This window comes from Salinicola salarius (assembly GCF_002179555.1).
GTDB lineage: Bacteria > Pseudomonadota > Gammaproteobacteria > Pseudomonadales > Halomonadaceae > Salinicola > Salinicola salarius_A.
This window is the reverse complement of the sequence record NZ_NHOU01000001.1, coordinates 116,449-130,758: the sequence shown is the minus strand read 5'-3', so window position 1 is coordinate 130,758 and position 14,310 is coordinate 116,449. Positions and strand designations below refer to the sequence as shown.

General features: G+C 61.8%; 12 protein-coding genes. 6 read left to right on the top strand and 6 right to left on the bottom strand.

Annotated elements, in window-relative coordinates; genetic code table 11:
• The first annotated feature begins 30 nt into the window (after positions 1-30).
• From dapD to CCD76_RS00590, 4 genes are read left to right on the top strand one after another with little or no spacing between them, the layout of a single operon-like run.
• A complete protein-coding gene (gene dapD, locus CCD76_RS00605) occupies positions 31-1,056 on the top strand; it encodes a 2,3,4,5-tetrahydropyridine-2,6-dicarboxylate N-succinyltransferase (RefSeq protein WP_087717631.1) in 1,026 nt (341 codons plus the stop codon).
• Positions 1,057-1,091: 35 nt separating this feature from the next.
• Positions 1,092-2,273: a succinyl-diaminopimelate desuccinylase gene (gene dapE, locus CCD76_RS00600; protein ID WP_087717630.1), complete on the top strand. Its 1,182-nt coding sequence runs from the start codon at positions 1,092-1,094 to the stop codon at positions 2,271-2,273.
• Positions 2,257-2,649 (top strand): hypothetical protein, encoded by a 393-nt coding sequence (locus CCD76_RS00595; protein WP_087717629.1) that lies wholly within the window; start codon positions 2,257-2,259, stop codon positions 2,647-2,649. The genes dapE and CCD76_RS00595 overlap by 17 nt, the downstream gene beginning before the upstream one ends.
• A 49-nt stretch (positions 2,650-2,698) precedes the next feature.
• Positions 2,699-3,640: a cation diffusion facilitator family transporter gene (locus CCD76_RS00590; RefSeq protein ID WP_087717628.1), complete on the top strand. Its 942-nt coding sequence runs from the start codon at positions 2,699-2,701 to the stop codon at positions 3,638-3,640.
• 66 nt (positions 3,641-3,706) lie between these two features.
• On the opposite strand, the gene CCD76_RS20565 is transcribed toward CCD76_RS00590, so the two are convergent.
• The gene (locus tag CCD76_RS20565; RefSeq protein WP_087717627.1) at positions 3,707-4,189 is read right to left on the bottom strand and encodes a cold-shock protein; all 483 of its coding nucleotides are present in this window, start codon (positions 4,187-4,189) and stop codon (positions 3,707-3,709) included.
• Positions 4,190-4,320: 131 nt separating this feature from the next.
• Between CCD76_RS20565 and CCD76_RS00580 the strand changes: the two genes are divergently transcribed.
• Entirely contained in the window at positions 4,321-4,599 is a 279-nt protein-coding gene (locus CCD76_RS00580; protein ID WP_087717626.1) for a SlyX family protein, read from the top strand.
• Between the two features lie 221 nt (positions 4,600-4,820).
• Here CCD76_RS00580 and trxB read toward each other — a convergent pair whose 3' ends face one another.
• The 3 genes from trxB to CCD76_RS00565 all read right to left on the bottom strand — a co-directional run bounded on the left by trxB (position 4,821) and on the right by CCD76_RS00565 (position 6,905).
• Positions 4,821-5,771: a thioredoxin-disulfide reductase gene (gene trxB, locus CCD76_RS00575; RefSeq protein WP_087717625.1), complete on the bottom strand. Its 951-nt coding sequence runs from the start codon at positions 5,769-5,771 to the stop codon at positions 4,821-4,823.
• A gap of 179 nt (positions 5,772-5,950) precedes the next feature.
• Complete coding sequence (locus CCD76_RS00570; RefSeq protein ID WP_087717624.1) at positions 5,951-6,553, bottom strand: peroxiredoxin; 603 nt, start codon at positions 6,551-6,553, stop codon at positions 5,951-5,953.
• Positions 6,554-6,698: 145 nt separating this feature from the next.
• Positions 6,699-6,905 (bottom strand): CPXCG motif-containing cysteine-rich protein, encoded by a 207-nt coding sequence (locus tag CCD76_RS00565; protein ID WP_087717623.1) that lies wholly within the window; start codon positions 6,903-6,905, stop codon positions 6,699-6,701.
• A 433-nt stretch (positions 6,906-7,338) separates the two neighbouring features.
• Between CCD76_RS00565 and acnA the strand changes: the two genes are divergently transcribed.
• On the top strand, positions 7,339-10,101 hold the full coding sequence (gene acnA / locus CCD76_RS00560) for an aconitate hydratase AcnA (RefSeq protein ID WP_087717622.1): 2,763 nt from the start codon (positions 7,339-7,341) through the stop codon (positions 10,099-10,101).
• Positions 10,102-11,029: 928 nt separating this feature from the next.
• Here the strand turns inward: acnA and CCD76_RS00550 are convergent.
• Both CCD76_RS00550 and CCD76_RS00545 read right to left on the bottom strand, forming a co-directional pair.
• Entirely contained in the window at positions 11,030-12,712 is a 1,683-nt protein-coding gene (locus CCD76_RS00550; protein ID WP_087717621.1) for an NAD-dependent malic enzyme, read from the bottom strand.
• Between the two features lie 279 nt (positions 12,713-12,991).
• Complete coding sequence (locus tag CCD76_RS00545; protein ID WP_087717620.1) at positions 12,992-14,194, bottom strand: YeeE/YedE family protein; 1,203 nt, start codon at positions 14,192-14,194, stop codon at positions 12,992-12,994.
• Positions 14,195-14,310 lie beyond the last annotated feature (116 nt).

Here is a 14,310-nt window from a genome sequence, read left to right as displayed (position 1 = left end):
CCTTTCGACAACCATCATGAGGAACCTGCGATGCTGAGCTTCGCGCTAGGAATCGGCACCCAGAACAGTCAGGGCGACTGGCTCGAAGTCTACTACCCGGCTCCGTTGCACCAGCCCGACGCCAGGCTCGTCGCCGCTGCACGCCAGGCGCTGGGTGCTGACGAGGTCGAGGAAGTCGTCAGCTTCCTGCCGGAATACGCAGCCCCCCTTGCCAAGGCCCTGCGCGACGCTGGCGCCACCGATCAGGCCGATATCGCCGAGACCTTCGCCGACGCGCAGCGTCCGCTGGTCGCGGTCTTTCTGAGCGAGGATCATGCGCCGACCAGCGTGCCGGAGGTCTATCTCAAGCTGCACTTGCTCTCCCATCGCCTGATCAAGCCACACGGCACCAAGCTCGACGGCATGTTCGGCCTGCTCAAGAACATCGCCTGGACCAACGAAGGCGCCATCGATGTCGAAGAGCTGCCGGCACGTCGTCTCAAGGCCCGTCTCGCGGGACGTGCGCTCTCCGTGGACTGCGTCGACAAGTTCCCCAAGATGACCGATTACGTCGTGCCCAAGGGTATCCGGATCGGCGACACCGCCCGCGTGCGTCTCGGCGCCCACCTGGGCGAAGGCACCACGGTCATGCACGAAGGCTTCTGCAACTTCAATGCCGGCACCGAAGGTCCGGGCATGGTAGAAGGCCGAATCTCCGCCGGCGTCTTCGTCGGCAAGGGCTCGGATCTGGGCGCCGGCTGCTCGACCATGGGCACGCTCTCGGGCGGCGGCAACGTGGTGATCAAGATCGGCGAGAACTGCCTGATCGGCGCCAACGCCGGCCTCGGCATTCCCCTCGGCGATCGCTGCACCGTCGAAGCGGGCCTCTATGTCACCGCCGGCTCCAAGGTGACCGTGCTCGACGACAAGGGCGAGGCCGTCAAGACCGTCGCCGCCCGCGAACTCGCAGGCCAGGACGATCTTCTGTTCATTCGCCACTCGGTGACCGGGCGACTGGAGTGCCGCACCAACAAGAGTGCCGTGGCGCTCAACGAATCCCTGCACGCTCACAATTGATCCGGACCGACCGGCCGCCTGCCCTGGAGAACTGCATGCCTGACGCGTCACAGACGACCGCGCCTTCCGACACGCTGGCCCTGGCCCTGGAACTGCTCAGGCGGCCTTCGGTGACGCCGGACGACCATGGTTGCCAGGCATTGATGATCGAGCGGCTGGAGCGGATCGGTTTCCAGGTCGAGCGCATGTCGATCGGCGGCATCGACAACTTCTGGGCCACTCGGGGCCAGCACGGGCCGATGCTGGCCTTTGCCGGCCATACCGATGTCGTGCCCAGCGGCCCGGAGAGCGAATGGAAACATTCGCCCTTCGAGCCGCTGATCGATGAGACGGGCTTTCTCTGCGGCCGGGGGGCCGCCGACATGAAGGGCAGCCTGGCGTCGATGGTAACGGCAGTCGAGCGCTTCGTCGCCGCGTATCCGGATCACCACGGCAGGATCGGTTTCCTGATCACCGCCGACGAAGAGGGGCCAGCGGTCCACGGCACTCGCGCGGTCGTCGAACGGCTGCGCGAGCGCAATGAAGCGCTGGACTACTGCATTGTCGGCGAGCCCTCCTCCACCAGCCATCTCGGCGACGTGATCAAGAACGGGCGCCGCGGCTCGCTAGGCGGCGTGCTTCGCGTGCGCGGCATTCAGGGTCATGTGGCCTATCCGCACCTGGCCCGCAACCCGATCCATCAGGCGCTGCCGGCCCTGTCCGAGCTGGTGAACGAGTCCTGGGATGCCGGTAACGATTTCTTCCCGGCGACCAGCTTCCAGATCTCCAACCTGCATGCGGGAACCGGCGCCACCAATGTCGTTCCCGGCGAACTGGAAGTGACGTTCAACTTCCGCTATTCCAGCGAAGTGACGCATCTTCAGCTACGCGAACGGGTCGAGCGGAAGCTCTCCGCTCACGGACTCGACTACCAGATCGACTGGACGCTCAACGGCGAACCGTTCCTGACCGCAGCCGGCGAGCTGCTCGAGGCGACGCAGCACGCCTGCGAGAGCGTCACCGGACACCGGCCGACGCTCTCGACTTCGGGCGGCACGTCGGACGGTCGCTTCATTGCTACACTGGGCACACAGGTGATCGAGCTGGGCCCCGTCAATGCCACTATCCACCAGGTCAACGAACGCATCCGTGCCGACGACCTCGATACCCTGAGCCGCATCTACGAAGCGACACTCGAGCGGCTGTTCACCAGAGGAACCCATGGAGCGTTTTCCTGACATCGAAATCTATCTCGCCGTCGCTGATGTCGACGCCATCACCCGATGGCTCAGGGGCGCCCTGGGCGATGAGGAGATGACACTGGGCCGCGCCGGCAAGGGAATCTGGCGTGGCAGAGCATCGGGTGCCGAAGGCGGAATCGGCATCATGCTCGTCGAGCGAGCCGCTGACGGCTACGCCAGCCTGTGGTTCGACTGCGATGCCACTCCTTGGCCCAGGGATGCCGACTGCGCGCGTGACGCCGCTCGCGAACTGGGCTGCGAGGCACGCTGTTCTCTCGGCGGCTGGCAACCCGGCGACGATCCTGATCGCTTCTGGCAAGTCCTGCCGGATGGCAGCGAGAACATCATGGAGTGGCCGGACTCGGGCCGTTAATTACGCCCTGGCCGCCGAAACGCGGCCCATCTGACAGGAAGTCAATCGAATGGCGGAATCCAAAGCAGTCATCTATGCCGCCATGGGCGGCAACCTGCTCATCGCGGTGACCAAATTCGTGGCGGCCACCATCACCGGCAGCTCGGCGATGCTATCCGAAGGCATCCATTCGGTGGTGGATACCGGCAACCAGATTCTGCTGCTGCTGGGCATGAAACGCGCCAAACGGCCTCCGAGCCCCCAGTTCCCGTTCGGCCACGGCAAGGAAATCTACTTCTGGAGTTTCGTGGTCGCACTGCTGATCTTTGCGATCGGCTCCGGTGTCTCCCTGTACGAAGGGGTGATACATATCCTGCACCCCGAACCGATCGAGTCGCCGCTGGTCAACTATGTCGTGCTGGGCCTGGGCATTCTGTTCGAAGGTGCCTCCTGGGCCTTCGCGCTCAACGAGTTTCGCAAGACCAAGGGCAAATGGGGCTATGTGGAGGCCGTGCATCGCGGCAAGGATCCGTCGATGTTCGTGGTGATCTTCGAGGATTCGGCGGCGCTTCTGGGGCTGATGGTAGCCCTGGCCGGCGTGGCGCTGTCGCAGTGGACCGGCATTCTGCTGTTCGATGGCATCGCTTCGGTCATCATCGGTCTGCTGCTGGGCGGCACCGCGATCTGGCTGGCCAAGGAAACCAAGAGCCTGCTGATCGGCGAAAGCGCCAACCAGAATGTAGTCGAAAACATCCGGCAGCTGGCGGGGAGCGCCGATGGCGTCGAGGGCGTCAATGAAGTGCTGACCATGCACATGGGACCCAATTTCATTCTGGTCAATCTCAGCGTCCGCTTCGCTCGCGGCGCTACCGCAGAGCAGATCGAGCGAACCATCGCCAGGCTCGACCGGGAGATCAAGCAGGCTCACGACAGCGTCAAGCGCGTGTTCGTCGAGGCCGAGGCCCGCGCCGGGGTCGACGAGATACCGCCGGAATCCCACGCCGCCAGTTGAATCAGTGGCGAAAAAATACCCCTCGGAGGGTTGCCTCCGAGGGGTATCGATCGTTCAGCTGTCGGCTCAGGTGATGACGGTCACGTCATCCGCCTGCAGCCCACGATCATTCTCGATCACGTGATAACGCACTTTCTGACCCTCGGCCAAGGTTCGATGCCCCTTGCCGCGAATCGCGCGAAAATGCACGAAGACATCTTCGCCATCGGCTCGGGTAATGAAACCGTAGCCTTTATTGACGTTGAACCATTTGACCTCGCCCAGCTCGCGATCGTCGTTTTCGACATCGGCGAGCATGGCGGCGGTGGCCGTCTTCGGGGTCGCCGGCGCCAACAGCGCCATGGCCAGGGTGCCCAGCCACAGCACGATGAAGACGGCGATCACCGTGGCAGCGTACATGGCCGAGACGCCTTCCACGTTCAAGAACCAGGTCAGGTCGGTGGCCAATACGCTACTGATCAGCGTGATCAAGAGACCAATCAGTAATGGCGAGGGTATCGAGAGGAGTAGACTGATCAGCGTACAACGCAGAATTACCTTGCTATTCATGGATTCTCATATCTCTAGACGTCGGAACAAGGAAAACGCCCTGCTCTTGAATTCGGGCAGGGGCGGTTTTCTTACCTGATATCATTAACTTACTTTTATTAACCAACCTATTGTCACTAAAGGTGCCGTGAATGAAAGATGACACACAGCCTCGGAAGTCTAACACGGTAGAGCCGCCCTCGCGCACGTCCCTGGAAGCCCGGCTCGATGCCCTGGAGAGCCGTGTGGCGTTCCAGGACGATTGGCTGGAGACACTCGACAGGTTGGTCAGAGAGCAGGCAAGCGAGCTGGAAAAGCTCACCCGTCTCAATCAGTTGATGCGTGAACGACTCAGCGAACAGCGCCAGGCAATCGACGACCTGGGAGGAGATGTGCCACGGCCTGAAGACGAGCTGCCACCCCATTACTAAAGCCACGAGCCACGAGCCACGAGCCACGAGCCACGAGCCACGAGCCACGAGCCACGAGCCACGAGCCACGAAAATCAGGATGCAGCAGCTCCTAAACGCAAAAATGCCAGCGACGATATCGTCCGTCGCTGGCATGTTTCGTTCGAAGATTTTGACCTTTCTTTCAGCCTATCTCTCTCAGGCACGCACTGCCGCTCTTCAAACTCCGAGCGCAGCCCGGCTTACAAATCGTCCAGGAACCGCTCCGCATCGAGCGCCGCCATGCAGCCGCTGCCCGCGGAAGTGATGGCCTGACGATAGACGTGATCCATGACATCACCCGCCGCGAATACGCCGGGGACGCTCGTCGCCGTGGCGTTACCTTCCAGCCCGGACTGAACGCGGATGTATCCGTTGGCCATATCGAGCTGGCCTTCGAAGATACCGGTATTCGGCGTATGGCCAATGGCGATGAACACACCCATGGCATCGAGCTGCCTGGTTTCGCCGCTCAGCGTGGAACGCAACCGGACACCGGTAACGCCGCTGCCGTCGCCCAGCACCTCGTCAAGGGTGTGATTCCACTCGATTGCCATGTTGCCGCTCTCGACCTTTTCGTGCAGACGATCCTGCAGGATCTTCTCGCCACGAAGGCTATCGCGCCGATGAACCAGCGTGACTTTCGAGGCGATATTGGAGAGATAGAGCGCTTCCTCCATCGCCGTATTGCCGCCGCCAACCACGACGACATGCTGGTTGCGGTAGAAGAAGCCATCGCAGGTAGCACAGGCGGAAACGCCCTGCCCCATGAACTGCTGCTCCGAAGGCAGCCCCAGATATCGGGCGCTGGCACCGGTGGCGATAATCAGCGCATCGCAGGTGTAGGTGCCGTTGTCCCCCTTGAGTGTGAACGGCTTCTCGCGCAGTTCGACCTCATTGATATGATCGAACAGCACTTCGGTCTGGAAACGCTCCGCATGCTTGCGCATGCGTTCCATCAGCTCGGGACCCTGGACACCTTCCTCGTCGCCCGGCCAGTTGTCGACGTCGGTGGTCGTGGTCAACTGCCCGCCGGCCTGCATGCCCGTGATCAGCAACGGCTTGAGATTCGCCCGCGCGGCGTAGACGGCGGCCGTGTAACCGGCTGGCCCGGAGCCCAGGATAATCAAACGTTCGTGGCGCGCGTCGCTCATGACTACCTCGATTCAATCAACGATTTGGTTGGCGTATATCGATACTCAACGTCCTGTGGCATGACTCCGCTATCGAGTCACGCCCGCAGCCGGGTCATGCCACAGGACACTGCAATCGGCGAAATGATACCAGAAACGACAAAGGCGGCCCGACGGGCCGCCTTCGATGATCACGCCGCTTACAGGTTGCCGGCGTGAGTGCCCAGGTACTTGGCCACGCCTTCGGCGGTGTCCTTCATACCTTCCTGGCCTTCTTCCCAGCCTGCCGGGCAGACTTCGCCGTGAGTCTGGTGATACTTGAGCGCCTTGACCATGCGCAGCATCTCGTCGACGTTACGGCCCAGCGGCAGGTTGTTGACGGTCTGATGCTGGACGACACCATCTTCGTCAATCAGGAAAGAGGCGCGCAGTGCGACACCGGCTTCCGGGTGCTCGATGCCGTATGCCTGGCAGATCTCGTGCTTGACGTCGGCCACGACCGGGAAGCCGACTTCACCAATGCCGCCAGCGTCCGGAGACGTCTTGCGCCATGCGTGGTGCGTGTACTGCGAATCGATGGAAGCACCGATCACTTCGACGCCGAGTTCCTTGAACTTCGCCAGACGGTTGTCGTGGGCGATGATCTCGGACGGGCAGACGAAGGTGAAGTCCAGCGGCCAGAAGAACAGCACGCGCAGCTTGCCGTTGCTGTCGGACAGGCGGAAATCGTCCTTGATGGAACCGTCAGGCATCACGGCTGCCGTTTCGAAATCCGGGGCTTGGCGTCCTACGAGTACGCTCATGAGCTTCTCCTGAAGTGGGTTGTCGTGGGTTACGAATCTGGAACGACTAGACTAATGGCTAATCGCCCATACTCCAATTTAATTGCCGTAATAGATCGCATAGCAATTAACTATCAGGTCTTTACAGTATCTCTATCGAGGCCGCTCACACCACATCGTCGTCACTGGCCAGGGTGACGGTAGCCAACTCGCCTTCGTGCGTCGTTTCCACCACGACGTGAATCGGCTGGCAGCAGACGGCGCAATCTTCCCAGGTGTCGTAACCGCCCTCGCTCACATCCAGCAGTAGCGAAAAAGGCGCATCGCAATACGGGCAGTGAACCGGCCAGTCGATGACTCTCTCCTGCGACATGAGCAACCTCCCGAAACACAATGGGTAGCGTCTACAGGCTGCCAGGCAGGTAGCGCTGCAGAGTCTGTCGCCACGGACTACGCTGAAACTGGTGGCAACGACAGCCACTTTCAAGGCCGTACCGGACGATAGTCGCGAAGCCTCCGATTGAAAATGCGTGTTATCGTGCCCATGATTATTGTCGACAACCCGATTCGCCCGGCAAAGTCTGCGCAATGGCGCTTGCCGGGTCGCCGAATGACACCGTGCGATTTCGTTCGACATGGCGAAGCGGATTGGCAGTAACCGAGACAAGAGCGGTGTAAAGACACCCCATCGACAGGCGAGCGACGGTCAGAAAGCAGAAAGGCTGACGTATCGCCGTTAAGGAACCGGACAGGCTCGCTGGTGCCGAGTATCGGGCCCAGCCGCCGCCATGAGGAGGACCACCCTGATGTCTACAGACCCGAGTCATACGCTGGCGACGCTCGACGTCAAAGGCACGACCTTTCACTATTACAGCCTGCCCAAGGCGGCCGAGACGCTTGGCAACATCGACAAGCTGCCGATGACGCTCAAGGTGCTGCTGGAAAACCAGCTGCGCTATGCCGACGACCCCACCGTGGCGAAGGAAGACATCCAGGCATTGGCCGACTGGCTCAAGGAAGGCAAGTCGACTCGCGAGATCGGCTATCGCCCTGCGCGCGTACTGATGCAGGACTTCACCGGCGTGCCCGGGGTAGTCGATCTGGCCGCCATGCGTGACGCGGTCAAGAAGCTCGGTGCCAAGGCCGACCGCATCAACCCACTCTCGCCGGTCGACCTGGTCATCGACCACTCGGTGATGGTCGACCACTTCGGCGACGCCTCCGCATTCAAGGACAACGTCGCCATCGAGATGGAGCGCAACCGCGAGCGCTACGAATTCCTGCGCTGGGGCCAGAACGCCTTCGATAATTTCCGCGTCGTGCCGCCGGGTACCGGCATCTGCCACCAGGTCAACCTGGAATACCTCGGCAAGACGGTGTGGACCAAGGAAGTCGACGGCAAGACCTACGCTTTCCCGGACACGCTGGTCGGCACCGACTCCCACACCACCATGATCAACGGCCTGGGCATTCTCGGCTGGGGCGTCGGCGGTATCGAAGCCGAAGCGGCAATGCTCGGCCAACCCGTCTCGATGCTGATCCCGGAAGTGGTCGGCTTCAAGCTGACCGGCAAGCTCAACGAAGGCATCACCGCCACCGACCTGGTACTCACCGTCACCCAGATGCTGCGCAAGAAAGGCGTCGTGGGCAAATTCGTCGAATTCTACGGTGATGGCCTCGATGACCTGCCGCTGGCGGACCGCGCCACCATCGCCAACATGGCGCCCGAATACGGCGCGACCTGCGGCTTCTTCCCGGTCGACGACGAGACGCTCAACTACCTGCGCCTGACCGGCCGCGACGAAGACCAGATCGAACTGGTCAAGGCTTACACCCAGGCTCAGGGCCTGTGGCGCCAGCCGGGTGCCGAGCCGACTTTCACCGATGCGCTCCATCTCGACATGGGCGAGGTCGAAGCCTCTCTGGCCGGTCCCAAGCGCCCGCAGGATCGCGTCGCCCTCACCGACCTGAAAGCCACGTTCGAAAGCTTGATGAACGGCGACAATCCGGATGCTTCCAAGGAAGAGCAAGGCAAGTGGATGTCCGAAGGCGGCGATACCGCGGTGGGCGCCCCGCCTGCCGACGGCGAAGCCTACCGGACCGGCCACGACTATCGCACCGGCGACAGCCAGGAAGTCGAGTACGAGGGCGAGACGTTCTCTCTCAACCATGGCGCCGTGGTGATCGCCGCGATTACCTCCTGCACCAACACCTCCAACCCCAGCGTGATGATGGCGGCCGGCCTGCTGGCGCGCAAAGCCCATGAAAAGGGCCTGACCACCAAACCCTGGGTCAAGACTTCGCTCGCCCCCGGCTCCAAGGTGGTGACCGACTACCTGGCCGCCGGTGGCGTCCAGGATGATCTCGACGCGCTGGGCTTCAACCTGGTCGGCTACGGCTGCACGACCTGTATCGGCAACTCCGGCCCGCTGCCGGAACCCATCGAGAAAGCCGTCAACTCTGGCGATCTCACCGTTGCCTCGGTGCTCTCCGGCAACCGCAACTTTGAAGGCCGCGTCCATCCGCTGGTGAAGACCAACTGGCTGGCATCGCCGCCCCTGGTCGTCGCCTATGCCCTGGCCGGCAACGTGCGCAAGGATCTTTCGAAGGAGCCGCTGGGCAAGGATCAGCAGGGTAACGACGTCTACCTGAAGGATATCTGGCCCTCCCAGGCGGAAATCGCCGAGGCGGTCGAGAAGGTCAAGACCGAGATGTACCGCAAGGAGTATGCCGAGGTCTTCGACGGCGACGAGATCTGGCAGTCGATCGAGTTCCCCGAGAGCGAGGTCTATGCCTGGTCCAAGGACTCCACCTATATCCAGCATCCGCCGTTCTTCGAAGGCATGGACAAGGAGCCGAAGCCGGTCGAGGACATCACAAACGCCCGCGTTCTGGCCAAGCTTGGCGACTCCGTCACCACCGACCACATCTCGCCGGCCGGCTCGATCAAGCCGGACAGCCCCGCAGGCAAGTATTTGCAGGAGCACGGCGTGGCGGTTAAGGATTTCAACTCCTATGGCTCCCGTCGCGGCAACCACGAAGTGATGATGCGCGGCACCTTCGCCAACGTGCGGATCCGTAACGAGATGCTGGAAAATGTCGAAGGCGGCTACACCCGTCACGTGCCCAGCGGCGAGCAGATGTCGATCTACGATGCGGCGATGAAGTACGCCGAGGACGACACGCCGCTGGTGGTGATTGCGGGCAAGGAGTACGGCACCGGTTCCTCCCGCGACTGGGCAGCCAAGGGTACGCGTCTGCTCGGCGTTCGCGCCGTACTGACCGAGTCCTACGAGCGCATCCACCGCTCCAACCTGATCGGCATGGGCGTGCTGCCGTTGCAGTTCCCCGAAGGCGAGAGCCGCGAGACGCTGGGCCTGACCGGCGACGAAACCATCTCCATCGAGGGCCTGAAGGATCTCGCGCCGGGCAGCACGGTCAAGGTGACCATAGCCAGCGACAAGGGCGAGAAGAAGATCGACGCGCTCTGCCGCATCGATACCGCCAACGAGCTGGAGTACTACCGCCACGGCGGCATTCTCCACTACGTGCTGCGTAGCATGCTGTAAACCCGCCTTACGCGGTCAAGAAAGTCGCGAACGAAGCCCCACCGATCGGTGGGGCTTTTTCGTGGATTCTGTGCCAAACGGACGAGGCGACTCATTTCATCTCCTCGTATTTACCACTGACCTGGCACCAACCTCCCGTCTGCTCATGGTCGTGAGGGGCAAGCCCCTCACGCTCCCCTTCTTGACGCCGCGCAATAGCGAAACCCTGAACGCAGTCACATCGAATTCGGGTCGGCGCAAAAGGGCATCCTGCCCAACGCGCCTCTTGCGACATCCATGTCGCAAGACCCGATTCATCGCTCCCGCGTTCAGCGCTATTGCGGAGGCGTCGAAGGCTGCCACCTCTCGAGCGTGGAGAGAAATATCCATCAACGAACAAGCCCCGCGATTGGCGGGGCTTGCTCTTGGCTCTTGGCTCTTGGCTCTTGGCTCTTGGCTCGTAGCTCGTAGCTCGTAGCTCGTAGCTCGTAGCTCGTAGCTCGTAGCTCGTAGCTCGTAGCTCGTAGCTCGTAGCTCGTAGCTCGTAGCTCGTAGCTCGTAGCTCGTAGCTCGTAGCTCGTAGCTCGTAGCTCGTAGCTCGTAGCTCGTAGCTCGTAGCTCGTAGCTCGTAGCTCGTAGCTCGTAGCTCGTAGCTCGTAGCTCGTAGCTCGTAGCTCGTAGCTCGTAGCTCGTAGCTCGTAGCTCGTAGCTCGTAGCTCGTAGCTCGTAGCTCGTAGCTCGTAGCTCGTAGCTCGTAGCTCGTAGCTCGTAGCTCGTAGCTCGTAGCTCGTAGCTCGTAGCTCGTAGCTCGTAGCTCGTAGCTCGTAGCTCGTAGCTCGTAGCTCGTAGCTCGTAGCTCGTAGCTCGTAGCTCGTAGCTCGTAGCTCGTAGCTCGTAGCTCGTAGCTCGTAGCTCGTAGCTCGTAGCTCGTAGCTCGTAGCTCACGCGATCAGATCGAGCGACGACGATACTGGCGATAGCGCGGGTACCAGAAGTGGCCATGAATCGCGTCCCACAGGACTTCGTCGCTGGAAGAAAGCGCGACGCCATCCGCCTGGGCCTGCTTGCCGACGGCGAAGGCGATCGCCTGGCTGATCTCGCGGATATCGCCCAGCGCCGGCAGCAGTGCGCCTTCGCCGGTCTTGACGATCGGCGCGCTATCGGCGAGCGCATTGGATGCCGCCATCAGCATATTGTCGGTGACGCGTGTCGCATTGGCAGCAATCACGCCGAGGCCGATGCCCGGGAAGATATAGGAGTTGTTGCACTGGGCGATGGGGATCGTGCGACCGTTGATCTCCACCGGCGGGAACGGACTGCCCGTCGCTACCATCGCCTGGCCGTCGGTCCATTCCAGCACGTCCTGCGGGACCGCCTCGACCTTGGAGGTGGGGTTGGAGAGCGGCATGACCAGAGGATTCTCGCAGTTGGTGTTGAGGGTCTTGATCACCTCTTCGGTGAACAGCCCGCGCTGGCCGGAGACGCCGATCAGGATCGTCGGCTTGACGTTGCGAATCACGTCGATCAACTGACGCGCAACGCCATCGAAGCCCAGCTCGGCAGGATCATGTGCCAGACGCTGCTGGAAACTGTGCAGCCCTGCCATGTCGGTGGTCAGCAGGCCGTCCTTGTCGACCATGAAGATCCGCTTGCGCGCTTCGGCTTCCGAGAGCCCTTCGCGGGTCATCGCGACCACGATCTGCTCGGCGATCCCGCAGCCGGCGGAGCCCGCGCCGGCAAAGGTGATCGTCTGCTCGCTGAGCTTGGCGTTCCTGGCCTTGCACGACGCCAGCAGCGTCGCCACGCAGACCGAGGCGGTGCCCTGGATATCATCGTTGAAGCAGCACAGCTCGTCGCGATAACGCTCCAGCAACGGCATGGCATTGGTCAGCGCGAAGTCCTCGAACTGCAGCAGCACGTTCGGCCAGCGGCGCTTGAGCGCCTCCATGAACAGCGTGATGAACTCCGCATATTCGTCCGGCGATACACGCTTGTGGCGCCAGCCCATGTACATCGGGTCATCGAGCAGCTTCTGATTGTTGGTCCCCACATCCAGCGTAATCGGCAGCGTATAGGCCGGGCTGATACCGCCACAGGCGGTGTAGAGCGACAGCTTGCCGATCGGAATGCCCATGCCGCCGATGCCCTGGTCGCCCAGGCCGAGGATGCGCTCGCCATCGGTCACGACGATCACCCGCACCTTGTCCTTGGTCGCGCTACGCAGGATGTCGTCCATGCGATGACGATCGGGATAGGAGATGAACAGGCCACGGTGGTTGCGATAGATGTTGGAAAACTCCTCGCACGCCTCCCCCACCGTCGGGGTGTAGATGATCGGCAGCATCTCTTCGAGATGTTCTTCCAGCAGGCGGAAGAACAGCGTCTCGTTGTCGTCCTGAATCGCCCGCAGATAGATGTGCTTGTCGAGGTTGTTCTGACATAGCGTGTACTGATGGTAGGCGCGCTCGAGCTGCTCTTCGATGCTCTCGACGTTCTGCGGCAACAGCCCCACCAGATTGAACTCGATACGTTCTTCGTTGGTGAAGGCACTGCCCTTGTTGAGCAGCGGCGTTTCCAGCAGCGAAGGTCCAGCGTAAGGGATGTAAAGCGGGCGCTTGGCGTGATCGGACATGAATCGACTCTCGCGGTAACCAACGAATGAAACGCGCCTGTCGGACGGGCGAGCTCACCGGTCGTTGGTGCAGGCCCGATGGCGCATTGTCGTTATCGCCCATACGGCTGCCACGCAACCGTATGAACGCCGAGCCAGCTCGCGGCTGGTCAAGGGTCGACCAGTATGCCATCTGCCGCCGCCGATGGCATGTCCGCCAGGGAACCCCTGACCAAAAGACTACCCGCCAATGAAAAAGCCCCGCGCTGGCGGGGCTTTCGTCACGGCATCCGTGGACCGTCAGCAACTGGCCGCGACGGGCCTGGCCGGGCCGGGAAAGAACAGCGGGCGCAGCTTGACGCCGAACATGTTGCCGGCGAAAGCTGCCACCAGCCACAACCAGCCATGCAGGCTGCCGGACGCAATGCCGCTGAAGTAGGCGCCGATATTGCAGCCGAAGGCCAGGCGAGCACCGTAACCGAGGAATAGACCGCCGATCACCGCCGCCGCCACGGAACGCAGCGGAATGCGGAAATTGGGAGCAAAGCGGCCCGCCAGTGTCGCCGCCAACCCGGCGCCCAGAATGACGCCGACATTCATGACGGTAGTCACGTCGCTGAAGATACTGCTATCGAGAGACGCCGCACGCCCCGGATTCTGCCAGTATCCCCAGCCAGTGACGTCGCCGCCGACAGCCTGAAACACCTTGGCGCCCCACAGGGCGAACGCCGACGTGATTCCCCACGGGCGCCCGGCCAGCGACAGCGTCAGGAAGTTGAGCAACGCCAGGCCGATTGCCCCGGCCAGGATCGGCCACGGCCCGGTCAGCCAGCGTCCGGGCCCCGCGGATACCGACGGCGCCTGCTCCAGTTGGCCGTGACGCCGCTTCTCCATGGTGATGGTCAGCGCGGCAATGGCGGCAAACAGCACCAGGCTTGCAGTGATACCGCCCCCCGTACCGAAGAGATCGATCATCGAGGTCGGCTGGAAGGCCGGCAGACTCTGCCACCAGGCAAAATGCGCCGTGCCGATGACAGAACCGACGATGAAGAATAGCAGCGTGATGATCATCCGAGCGTTGCCGCCACCCACGGTGAACAGCGTTCCCGAGGCACAGCCACCGCCCAGTTGCATACCCACACCAAACAGAAAGGCGCCGACGATCACCGAAATACCGATCGGCGAGATGAACCCTTCGACTGGATGGCCAAACAACGTACCGGCTCCCAGCGCTGGAAAGAACAGCACCACGGCCAGCGCCAGCATCACCATCTGTGCTCTCAACCCACGGCCACGACGCTCGGTAATGAAGACCCGCCAGGCGGAAGTGAAGCCGAAGGATGCATGGTAGAGCACGATACCCAACGCGCCGCCAACCAGCATCAGCCAGCCCTGATTACCACCGTATGCCAGGCCAACGACCAGTGAACCCGCCACGAGCAATACCGCCGCGATCCACGCCTTGGGCGATAGCCGTCCAATCCCCGGAGGCGACGTACGCATTAGAGTCGTCATAAGCGAAGCCCCTTTTTAGACTAAAATCGAATGGGCAATACTTTAGTCTTTTAGTCGGGAATACGAAAACGACAAAAAAAGCTTTATCTAGACATGCTGGTTAT